The organism is Bradyrhizobium sp. (assembly GCF_030697065.1).
Lineage (GTDB): Bacteria > Pseudomonadota > Alphaproteobacteria > Rhizobiales > Xanthobacteraceae > Bradyrhizobium.
On record NZ_JAUYQU010000083.1, the window covers coordinates 1 to 9787 of the forward strand.

The 9787-nt window shown below is 65.7% G+C and carries 5 protein-coding genes and 1 pseudogene; 1 reads left to right on the plus strand and 5 read right to left on the minus strand.

Annotated elements, in window-relative coordinates:
• From Q8R73_RS05390 to hemA, 3 genes and pseudogenes are all read right to left on the minus strand, one after another.
• Positions 1–791 (minus strand): annotated as a pseudogene (locus tag Q8R73_RS05390) (cytochrome P450); the annotation flags it as partial.
• 31 nt (positions 792–822) lie between these two features.
• Positions 823–4341 carry a PAS domain-containing hybrid sensor histidine kinase/response regulator gene (locus Q8R73_RS05395; protein ID WP_305718502.1) on the minus strand — a complete coding sequence of 1173 codons (3519 nt, stop codon included), beginning with the start codon at positions 4339–4341 and terminating at the stop codon, positions 823–825.
• A gap of 131 nt (positions 4342–4472) precedes the next feature.
• On the minus strand, positions 4473–5702 hold the full coding sequence (gene hemA, locus Q8R73_RS05400) for a 5-aminolevulinate synthase (protein WP_305718503.1): 1230 nt from the start codon (positions 5700–5702) through the stop codon (positions 4473–4475).
• Between the two features lie 333 nt (positions 5703–6035).
• Between hemA and Q8R73_RS05405 the strand changes: the two genes are divergently transcribed.
• Positions 6036–6521 (plus strand): hypothetical protein, encoded by a 486-nt coding sequence (locus Q8R73_RS05405; RefSeq protein ID WP_305718504.1) that lies wholly within the window; start codon positions 6036–6038, stop codon positions 6519–6521.
• Positions 6522–6533: 12 nt separating this feature from the next.
• Here Q8R73_RS05405 and Q8R73_RS05410 read toward each other — a convergent pair whose 3' ends face one another.
• Positions 6534–7595: an MBL fold metallo-hydrolase gene (locus Q8R73_RS05410; protein WP_305718505.1), complete on the minus strand. Its 1062-nt coding sequence runs from the start codon at positions 7593–7595 to the stop codon at positions 6534–6536.
• Positions 7596–7761: 166 nt separating this feature from the next.
• A partial coding sequence (locus Q8R73_RS05415) for a methyl-accepting chemotaxis protein (RefSeq protein WP_305718506.1) occupies positions 7762–9787 on the minus strand: 2026 nt, incomplete at its 5' end.

Below are 9787 nucleotides of genomic sequence, written 5' to 3' on the forward strand. Positions count from 1 at the left end.
TGATCCCCGTGCGACAGCAAAGCGAACAGTCCGCCTGAGATCAGGTGGGTCGTGGTTTCCTGTCCGGCTCCGAACAGCAGGAAGATCATCGACACCAGTTCGTCCTCGCTCAGGGTCTGTCCCCCGGTTTCGGCGTCCCGCAGCGCGACGATCAGTCCGTCAGGCAGCGCTCCGCCTCTCGGTCGGGAGACGCGGCGAAGATAACGGACCACCTTGATCACGCCGGGGATGGCGCGGATCACCGCGCCGATGTTGGCGGTGTCCTTCAGCCCGCCAAGCCAGTTCTTGAATCGATCATGATCCTGCTCCGGAAGGCCGAGCATCGCACAGATCACCGAAAGTGGCAGGTCCCGGCAGAATTCAGCCATCAGATCGGCATCCATCCGTCCATCCAGCCGGTCGAGAAGGCGATCGGCGATTTCCGTGATTATGGGTCGCATGGCCTCGATCGTGCGGCGCTGGAACGCCTGGTCGACAAGGCCGCGGAGCCGGCGGTGTTCGGGATCGTCGTGGCCGAGCATGTTCAGCGCCAGAATGCCGATCGTCCTGGGCAGGAATTTGAGGATCCGCTGCTGCGTCCTGCTCCCGGCATTGGCGGGATCACGCGCGAAGCTCTCATGATCCTTCAGCAATGCGGCGCAGGCGTCATGGGTGACGGCGAGCCATGTATGTCCCATGATCGGCAGCTTCACGCCAACCACTGGCCCTTCAGCCCGCATGCGGTCGAGCGTGGGAAACGGATTGGCGTGGAACTCGCGCGACAGGATATCGAAACCTTGCGCCTTCATCATCGACCCCATCGGATTGGGACGGCCGGGGCAGCTACTCCGCCGCCACCATCTGCTGCGTCCGCCATTGCCCGAGCAGCGCCCGCAAGCTTGCCGGCTTGACCGGCTTGTTGAGCACCGCGATGTTCTCGTCGCGCGCCGCGTCCCGCACATGCGGGCTGCGATCGGCGGTGATCAGGATCGCCGGAATTTTCTCGCCGAAGCGCCGGCGGATGTCCCGGATCGCGGCGATGCCGTTGCCCCGGTCGAGGTGATAGTCGACCAGCAGGCCGGTGACCGGAGCGCCGGCGGACTCAATTGCCTCGATGGCGGCCTCGGGATCGGTCACTGCGATGACCTCGGCGTCCCAGGCCGTCAGCAGGGTCTTCATGCCGTCCAGGATTGCCGGATCGTTCTCGATACACACGATCAGCGCGCCGCTCATCGGCGTCCTGGACAGCGGCGTGGCGCTGGTGACCGCCCCGGTGACGGTGACAGCGCTGGCGACCGGCACCGTCACCGAGAAGAACGAGCCGCCGCTGCCATTGGAACCGAGCGCGATGCCGTGGTTGAGGACGCGCGCGAGCCGCTCGACGATCGACAGTCCCAGCCCGAGGCCGCGCGCAATCCGCGCGCCCTGTTCCAGCCGGTGAAACTCCTTGAAGATCTCGCTGCGCTTGACCACGGGAATGCCGACACCGGTGTCGTAGACCCCGATCTGCAGCGACCTGCCGCGGCGCCGGCAGCCGACCAGCACGCGGCCGCGCGGGGTATATTTGATAGCGTTGGAAATCAGGTTCTGCAGCAGCCGGCGCAGCATCAGGCGGTCGGATTCCACTGCCAGCGAACTCGGCACGAAGGTCAGCCTCAGCGCCTTGGCCCGCGCAATCGGCGCGAATTCGATTTCCAGCGAACGCATCAGGTCGCCGATCTTGAAGCTCGAGATCGAGGGCGTCATGGCGCCGGCGTCGAGCCGCGAGATATCCAGCAGGGCTCCGAGGATCTCCTCGATCGCCTCCAGCGAATCGTCGATGTTCTCTACCAGCCGAGAGTCCTCGCCGCCGTTCTGGCGTTCCACCAGGCTGGTGACGTAAAGCCGCGCCGCGTTCAGCGGCTGCAGGATGTCGTGGCTGGCCGCGGCCAGGAAGCGCGTTTTCGAGATGTTGGCGTCCTCGGCGGTGCTCTTGGCCCGCGCCAGCTCCGAATTCAGGCGGGTGAGTTCCTCTGTGCGGTCCCGCACCCGCTTCTCCAGCGTCGCATTGGCGCGTTCCAGTGCTTCCGCCGCCTCGAACGACGGGGTGACGTCGGAGAAGGTGATCACCAGCCCACCGCCGGGCATCCGGTTGGCGCGCACCTCGATCACCAGGTGACGGTCCGGCAGCCGTTCCAGATAGGGCTCGCCTTCGGTGGTGTAGGCGGCCAGCCGCATGTCCAGCAGCGCGGCGCCGTCGCGTTCGTCGAGGCCGGCAGGGTTGATCGCGCCCATATATTCCAGGATCTCCTGCAGCGGAATCCCGATCTGCACGAGGTGCAGCGGCAGTCCGAGAATTTCGCCGAACTGGCGGTTCGAACAGATCAGCTGCAACTCCTCATCGAACACGGCGATGCCCTGCCGCACATGGTTCAGCGCGGTCTGCAGTACCTCGCGGTTGAAGTGGAGGGCCGCGTGGGAATCGTCGAGCAGCTTCAGCGCGGCCTTGGCGGAAACCGTGCGCTTGCGCAACAGCAGCGACATCACCAGCCGCGAGGACGCCGCCCCGATCGACGAGGCGATCAGATGCTCGGCATGCTGCAGCAATTCGAAGTCGGCTGGTGCGGCGGGGTCGAGCGCAGTGTGACGCGCGTTCGCAAAGGCTTCGAACGAGTGCCGGGCGCGGTCGGGGCCGAGATATTGCGCGACGGTGCTCTGCATGTCCTGCACGGTCACCGTGGTGCGCCAGCGGCGGAAGGCGGGGTTCATCGGCGCCAGCGTGCTCGGCGCAAACAGGTCCGCCTGCAGCCGCTCGATCGAGGACGGCTGGCGCGCCATCGACAGCACGATATAGGTCAGCAGATTGAGCGAAAGCGACCACAACACGCCGTGCAGCAGCGGCGGCAGATCGGCGCCGAACAGGGCGCGCGGACGCAGCGCCTCGATTCCGAAGGGACCGTGCTGCAGCAGCAGCATGCCGGCGGCATTGCCGTCGAGGAAACTCGGCAGAAACAGCGTGTAGATCCACACCGCGCCGCCGACCAGCATGCCGCCCATGGCGCCTCTTGCGGTGGCGCGGCGCCAGAACAGGCCGCCGAAGAAGGACGGCGCCAGCTGCGCGATCGCCGCAAAGGACAACAGGCCGATCGCCGCCAGCTGGGCATTGCCGAGCGCGCGGTAGTAAAAATACGCCATGACCATGATGGCGAAAATCGCCAGGCGGCGGACCCGGAGCAGGAAGTTGCCGAAATCCTTCTGGCCGGCGCGGGACTCCCGGCTTCGCTGCAATACCAGCGGCACCACGATATCGTTCGAAACCATGATCGACAGCGCGACGCATTCCACGATCACCATGGCAGTGGCCGCCGACAGGCCGCCGACGAAGACGAGGACGCTGAGCGCCGGCGAATTCGCCTGCATCGGCAACGCCAGCACGTACATGTCGGCCTCGACGGCGCCGAACGGGAAGGTCACGAGCCCGGCGAGCGCGATCGGAATCACGAACAGGTTGATGGCGATCAGATACAGCGGAAACAGCCAGCGCGCCCGGCCCACGTCGGCGTCGCTGGAATTCTCTACCACGCTGACGTGAAACTGGCGCGGCAGCAGCATGATCGCGAAGAACGACAGCAGCGTCATGGTGAGGAAGTTGCCGATCGAGGGCGTGTACTCGATGGCCCGCACCGCTTCCGGGGATTTCATCGCGCGCTCGATCAGCTCGACCGGCGAGAACATCCAGAACGTGACGAAGGCGCCGACCGCGATGAAGGCCACCAGCTTGACGATGGATTCGGTGGCGATCGCCAGCATCAGGCCGTGCTGATGTTCGGTCGCGTCGGTCTGTCGGGTGCCGAACAGCACCGCGAAGGCGGCCATCGCCAGCGTGACGATCAGCGCGACGTCCCCGATGATCGGAATCGAGGAGAAAGCCCCCTGGTCTTCGCCGAGGATGGTCCCGAGCGACGCCGCCACCGCCTTGAGCTGCAGCGCGATGTAGGGAACCGAGCCTACGATCGCGATCACCGCGACGGTGGCCGCGACCGCCTGGCTCTTGCCGTAACGCGCGGCGATGAAATCGGCGATCGAGGTGATGTTCTGCGACTTCGCCAGCTTGATGACGCGCCGCACCAGCGGCGTGCAGAACGCGATCATCAGGATCGGGCCGAGATAGATCGCGAGAAAGTCGACGCCGGTGCGGGTGGCGAATCCGACCGAGCCAAAGAACGTCCAGGATGTGCAGTAGATCGCCAGCGACAGCGGGTAGATCAGGGCGCTGGCGCGGCCGCGCTGGGTCGGCGAGAGCCGGTCGCCATAGCTGGCGATCACAAACAGGAACCCGATGTAGCCGAAAGCGGCTGCGATCACGCCCCAGTCGTGCAGCATCGCGGCTTGTCCCCCTCACACTCGGCCTGCGCAAAACGACGGCCGCCGGGCATTATAGCCCGGTTGAACCGGCAAAGCATCGTGCGTGAGCGCCCCGAAACCGGGGATTTCGGGGCGGCGGCGGGGTGCCGCTATTCCGCCGCCAGCGATTTCGCGCGCAGCGGCAGGCCGAGGCGCTCCCAGACCTGCAGCAGCGCTTCGGCGAGCTGATCGACCAGGCCGTCGTCATGATAGGGCGAGGGTGTGACCCGCAGCCGTTCGGTGCCCTTGGCGACGGTCGGGTAGTTGATCGGCTGGATATAAATCCCGTGCTCTTCCAGCAGGATATCGCAGGCCCGCTTGCATTTTTCGGGATCGCCGACGAACAGCGGCACGATATGCGTCTCGCTGGACATTACCGGCAGGCCGGCGGCGTTGAGGATCGCCTTGACGCGGGCGGCGCGGTCCTGATGGCGCTCGCGTTCCCAGCTCGAGGTTTTCAGATGCTTGATCGCGGCGGTCGCCGCCGAGCAGATCGCCGGCGGCAGCGCGGTGGTGAAGATGAAGCCGGGCGCATAGGAACGTACCGCGTCGACGATGTCGGCGCTGGCGGCGATGTAGCCGCCGAGACAGCCGAACGCCTTGGCCAGCGTGCCCTCCAGAACGTCGATGCGGTGCATGACGCCTTCGCGTTCGGCGATGCCACCGCCGCGCGGGCCGTACATGCCGACCGCATGAACCTCGTCGACATAGGTCATCGCGCCATAGCGCTCGGCGAGGTCGCAGATTCTCGCCAGCGGGGCGACATCGCCATCCATCGAATACAGGCTCTCACAGGCGATCAGCTTCGGCCGGTCCGGTCCGGCGGCGCGCAGCAACTCCTCCAGATGCGTCATGTCGTTGTGGCGGAAGATCTGGCGCTCGCAGCCGGCCTGGCGGACGCCTTCGATCATGGAATTGTGGTTGAGCGCATCCGACAGGATCAGGCAGTTGGGAATGAGCTTGGCGATCGTCGAGATCCCGGTCTGGTTCGAGACATAGCCCGAGGTGAACAGCAGCGCGGCTTGCTTGCCGTGCAGGTCGGCGAGTTCGGCCTCCAGCTGCACCAGCGGGTGATGGGTGCCGGCGATGTTGCGGGTGCCGCCGGCGCCGGTGCCGACCCGGGTGGCAGTCTCGACCATGGCGCCGACCACCTTCGGGTGCTGGCCCATGCCGAGATAGTCGTTGGAGCACCAGATCACGACGTTGCGCGGTCCCCCAGGGGAATGCCACACCGCGTGCGGGAACCGGCCCGCGATCCGCTCGAGATCGGCGAAAACCCGGTAGCGCCGCTCGTCATGCAGGCGGCTGAGAGCGGTGCTGAAGAACTGGCTATAATCCATCGCAAAACCTGAAACCGAGCGTGAAGCCGAACGGCGAGCCTCTTTTTAGAGCGTTTCCAGCTTTGCTGTCGAGCCGGAATCGCCTTCCAGCCGCCCGATGGGCAGGGGCCGGGTTGCTTCCCGCGCGGACCAGAACTTGATCCGGATCAACGCATTGGACGGGTTTTGCTGTCTTCGGTGCGTCGAAATCGGCGCCTGGAACCGGAAGCCGCCGGCTGATGGCATGTCCCTGTCGGGATCGGCGAAAGCCGCGCCCGATCGGGCGTCGATTAACCCTCGCTTTACCATGTTGACGGTAGCTTTGGCGCGAGGATACCAACGAGGGTCACGCGTATGGCGTTTCGCGCAAATCAGCAGCTCCGCGACGACATCTGGGACTATCGGTACAAGTCCTCCGCCCCGGCCGCAGTCGAGCCCGAAAACATTGTGAGCCTGGCCCCCTCCGCCCCGAGGGAGGGCGGCGCTACCGCGCTCGATCTCGTGCACCAGGCGGCCGAGATCTTCAAGAATCTGGAAAACCAGGCCCGCGAAGCCGAAGCGCGGTTGCAGTCGGTGTGCGAGAATCTCGCCGAAAAACTGCGGTTTGCCGAACAGCAAAGGGACTCGGCCGAGCGCGCGCGCCGCGAAGTCGTCAATGAGCTCAATGGCAAGCTTCAGGACGTCTCGCGAGCCCTGCAGCAGGCCCAATCGCGTATCGTCGGCGCGGAAGAACGCACGGTGGCAGCCGAATATCGCGCGCAGGCGGCCGAGGCCAAACTTTACAAGGCCAATCAGGAACTCGCCGCTGTCGAGGAAGCGATCCGCAAACGGCTGCTCTAAGTCCGCGCTCCGTCAGGTGGTCCGAAAGCGCAGCACGCCGTCGGTTTCCTCGGCGGTCAGGCGCCCTTCGACCAGCATGTAATTGACGTGCGCGATCAGCTCGCCGGCGGCAAAGCCCATCTGGTGCACGTCGAGCACGTGCTTGTGGAACACCACCGGCACCAGTTCCTTCGACGACTGCGGGGTTTCCCGGCAGGCATCGGCGATCAGTCCGCAGCGCTCCTCGTGATGGTCGGCCAGCTGCTTGATGCGGGTTTTCAATCCGTAGAACGGTACGCCGTGGCCGGGCAGCACCAGCAGATCGTAGGGCAGCGTCGTGGTGAGACTGGCCAGCGACGCCAGATACTCGCCGAGCGAATTCTGGTCGGGCTCGACCGCCCAGACGCTGACATTGGGCGAGATCTTGCTCAGCACCTGGTCGGCCGACAGGAACAGCTTGTCGGCGGCGCAATACAGCATCACCTGGTCGAGCGCGTGGCCGCCGCCGGTGATGACCTTGAAGCGCCGCGTTCCAATCGAAACCTCGTCGCCATGCGAGATGCGCCGATAGGACGGCGGCAGGGTGGAGACCCGCTTCAGGTAATCCTGGCCGCGGCTGAGCAGCTTGTCGGTCAGGTTCTCGTCCATGCCGTGGCGCCGGAAGAACAGCCGCTGTGCGTTGCGGCGATCCTCGGTGCCGCGATTCTGGTGGTAGACCGACTGCAGATACTCCACCTGCGACATTTGCAGCGGACAGCCGAAGCGATCGACGATCCATCCGGCCAGACCGACGTGATCGGGATGCGAATGGGTCACGATCAGCCGCGTGACATTAACGTGGCTGAGCGGGCCTTCGAACAGCGCGGTCCAGGCCGCAATGGTCTCCTCGTTGCCGAAACCGGCATCCACCATGGTCCAGCCGTCGCCATCGGCGAGCAGATAGATGTTCACGTGGTTGAGACGGAACGGCAGCTTGAGCCGGACCCACAATATCCCGGGCCTCACCTCGACGACCTGGTCATGGCCGGGGTGATTTTCCCAGGGGTAGCGCAGTGCCTCGGCGGAGGAGGGAACAGCGTCGGTTTTTGAATGCATCGGTTGGGTTTCGCGCGATTGTTGTTATCGGCTTAACCGCACAAGGGGCGTCGCGCCAGCCGAAAAACACCGGACAATGCCGTCATTCCGGGGCGATGCGAAGCATCGAACCCGGAATCTCGAGATTCCGGGTCTGGTCCTTCGGACCATCCCGGAATGACGAGCCTTACGCCGCCCGGATGTTGGACAGGAAGGCGTCGATTTCCGAACGCAGCACGTCGGCCTCGCGGCGCAGGGCCGCGGATGCGCCCAGCACCTCGCCGGCGGCGGCGCCGGCTTCGGCGGACGCGGTGGAGACCCCGACGATGTTGCTGGAAACCTCCGAGGTGCCGCCGGCGGCGTGCTGGATGTTGCGGGCGATCTCGCGCGTCGCCGCACCCTGCTCCTCGACCGCCGCCGCGATCGCCGCGGTCACTTCGTTGATCTCGCTGATCGTCGTGGAGATGTTGCGGATGGCGCCGACCGCCGAGGTCGTCACCGTCTGCATGCTGGCGATCTGCTGGCGGATTTCGTCGGTCGCCTTCGCGGTCTGGTTGGCGAGGCTCTTGACCTCGGAAGCGACCACGGCAAATCCGCGGCCGGCCTCGCCGGCGCGCGCCGCCTCGATGGTGGCGTTGAGCGCCAGCAGATTGGTCTGCGAGGCGATGGTCTGAATGAGGTCGACCACGACGCTGATGCGGCCGGCGTTGTCGGCAAGCCCCTGCATGGTGGCGTCGGTGTTGCCGGCATCCTCGACTGCCTTGCGGGCGATTTGCGCCGAAGTGACCACCTGGCGGCCGATCTCCGAGATCGACGACGACAGTTCCTCGGTGCCCGCCGACACCGTCTGCACGTTGACCGAGGTTTCCTCGGCGGCAGATGCCACCGCGCTCACCAGCGCGCTGGACTGATCGGCGGTAACCGACATGCTCTGCGCCGTGGTCTGCATCGAATTCGCCGAGGTCTGCAGGGTGTCGAGCGCGGTGCGGACGGCTGCCTCGAACTCGACGATCCGGGCCTCCATGCGCGAGGCGCGTTCGGCCTTGGCGATGCGGTCCTTGTCCTGGTCGGCGCTCAGCGCGCGGGCCTCGATCATGCTCTCGCGGAACACCTCCAGCGAATCCGCCATCGCCGCGATCTCGTCGCGCTGGCTGGTGCGGTAGATTTCGGTCTCGAGATCGCCGCTGGACAGCACCTGCATCGAGCGCTGCAGGTTGCCGATCCTTCGCAGGATGTTGCGCCCGACATAGAGCCAGACGAACAGCACCGATCCCAGCAGGGTCGCCGCGCCGAGCGCCAGCATGACGGTGGTCGCCAGCGAAATCTCCCTGCGTGCCTGTCCGGTCGCAGCATCGGTCTCGGAGCGCACGCCGTCGACGAGCTGCTGAACACTGATGCCGAGGCCGACATTGAGCTTGCGGGATTCTTCTAGAATGGTCTGGCCATAATCGGCGGCGTCGAGTTCCTTCTGGCGGACCTTGAAGACCCCGGTCTTGCCTTCGCCCAGGCCGATGACGCCCGCGGCCGCGGCGCGAAGCGCGGTGGTCGAAGAGCCGTTGGGCAGCAGATCGAGATTCTTCCTGACGCGCTGCTGCGCGTTGCGGAATTCCTTCTCGATGGTCTCCAGCGCGTCGCTGCTGTCGGACGAAAGCGCCGATATCAGGTTGAACGCCATGAGGTTGCCGCCGGCGACGACATCGCCGAGCTGCTCGACGACCTGCTCCGCCTTGGTGGCCTCGTCCTGGGAGAAGTCGGGGGCGCCGAAGATGCCGTTGAGCTGGGTCTGGGCGCCGATCATGGCGGGACCGGCGGCCTTCACGAAGGCGGTCTGGGCCGCGCGCACGGCAACGTAGAGCTTGTCATGCTGGGCGCCGGTCTCGAGGCGCTCGCGCGCTGCGTTGCCGAGGCTCCGGATCATTTCGTCGATATTCTTGACGGTCTCGGCGAGGTTGGACACCACCGTCCTGTCGGCGCCGAGCGCGGTGATCTCGCCGAGCTTGGCCAGCGTCACCGCCTGGCTCTCCTTCATCTTCGTGGCGCGATCCTTCAGGATCTCCTCGCTCTGCGAGGCCAGCAGTGCCGGTCCCTGGCTGGCGAGGCTTGCGCTCTGCTCGGAGAGCTGCAGGCTGGCCGCGAGGCGGGGGATGTCCCGGCCGCTCAGCTCGACCATCGCCCCGCCGAGATGTCCGAGCAGCATGCCGGCGCCGACGCTG

What these genes read in the sequence shown, in the direction of transcription:
- Q8R73_RS05395 (WP_305718502.1), bottom strand. Translation starts at nt 4,341, where the DNA reads ATGCTGCACGACTGGGGCGTGATCGCAGCCGCTTTCGGCTACATCGGG.
- hemA (WP_305718503.1), bottom strand. Translation starts at nt 5,702, where the DNA reads ATGGATTATAGCCAGTTCTTCAGCACCGCTCTCAGCCGCCTGCATGAC.
- Q8R73_RS05405 (WP_305718504.1), top strand. Translation starts at nt 6,036, where the DNA reads ATGGCGTTTCGCGCAAATCAGCAGCTCCGCGACGACATCTGGGACTAT.
- Q8R73_RS05410 (WP_305718505.1), bottom strand. Translation starts at nt 7,595, where the DNA reads ATGCATTCAAAAACCGACGCTGTTCCCTCCTCCGCCGAGGCACTGCGC.